Annotated in this window: 1 protein-coding gene; it reads right to left on the reverse strand. The window is 59.1% G+C overall.

The genetic code is table 11. The annotated features are described in order from the left end of the window. Nucleotides 1-176: 176 nt before the first annotated feature. Complete coding sequence (locus LPA46_RS18660; protein WP_230893810.1) at nucleotides 177-1,343, reverse strand: ISH3 family transposase; 1,167 nt, start codon at nucleotides 1,341-1,343, stop codon at nucleotides 177-179. Between the last annotated feature and the right edge of the window lie 48 nt (nucleotides 1,344-1,391).

The raw sequence follows: 1,391 nt of genomic DNA on the forward strand, positions 1-1,391 counted from the left end.
CTCAGTACCTCACAAAGCATTGCCAGTTAGTGTGACCTGAGCCACCTGTTTTGTTGTGGTGAGTCGTCGATCACGGTTGAGCAACGCTGATCGAAGGCGGAGCTGTCGCTGTCGGCGGCGCTCAGCCGCCGACGCGACAGCGTTGCCACTTGCGACGACGCTTGCTCGGTCGGTGACTACCGGTAGAACCGGTCATCCGGTGGCCGGTTCGCGGGGACGGCCCGACGCACCGCGAGGGCCGTCCACGCGGCCCGTCGAACCATATTCACGAACTCCTTGTACGGCCACCACCACAGGCGACGCCCGCCTCGGCGCGGCGTCGCCACGTATTCGTAGTGCAGATACCGCCAGACGTTCTGCAACAGCAGACTCACCACGACGTACAGCAGTCTCACCGTTGCATCTCGCGTCGTTGTCGTCGCTATCGCTTGCTCGGACAACCGATAGCTCGACTCGATACCGAACCGTTTGCTGTAGTGGTATCGAGCGTCGCGTGAAGTCTCGATGAACGGCGCGTCAGCGGCGTAGCCGTGGCGCGCCACGCCGTTCTCGTCATATTTCCCGTTCAGATACGTACAGTCGATGTAGACGGGAAACTCGACGGTCCAGCTGTGACCGTCGAGTTTCCCTGTCAGGTTGTGTTGAATAATGCGACTCCATCCTTCCGAGAGTTCCTGCTGAATCGTCTTTCCCCACTGAATGATCGGGACTACGTAGGCGTAGTTGTGCGCCTGAAGCAGCGTGAGACACTTGCTGTCGTAGAATCCGCGATCAAGGTAGACGGCCTTGACCTCGGTGTCAAGGCCGTCTAGGACACCGAGGAACTCAGCGAGGACGCTGCTGGCGGTGTCGCCGTCTTCGAGACGGCGCACCGCCAGCGTGTAGCGTTTGTTCTTCACACGCGCGTAGAGTGTGGCGTAGGCGTGGAATGCGGTGGTTCCACGCTTCGCCTCGGAGTGATAGAGGTTCTCCGTGTCGTCTTCATCACCGTAGTAGGGCCGCAGGTGGAGGTCTGCGCAGACCTCCACCTGCTCGGGAAGCAGTTCGACGATGTCTCGGCGAAGAAGCGTGTTAGCGACTCGTTCGAGCCGCTCCGGCTCGAACTTCGTCCGTAGATGATAGAGAATCGTGTTCGCCGATAGCGAGTCTTCACTGGAGTTGCACAGCGTGGAGATCGAGGTCCCGTCGGCGGTCGCGCCGACGAGGACCTCGTAGATGTCCTCTGCATCGATTTCAGCGTTGTTGGCGAGATTCAGAGAAACTTCCTCGTCAAGGCAGTTGACGAGGAAGTTAAGGAGCTGGTCCTCGTGAATCTCACTGTCTGCTTGCTGGGTCGTAGACACACCTTCAGCAAGCAGACGTTCTAACTAAGCGGCTTTGTGATGTACTGA

Source organism: Halobacterium sp. KA-6, from assembly GCF_021029015.1.
Classification (GTDB): domain Archaea; phylum Halobacteriota; class Halobacteria; order Halobacteriales; family Halobacteriaceae; genus Halobacterium.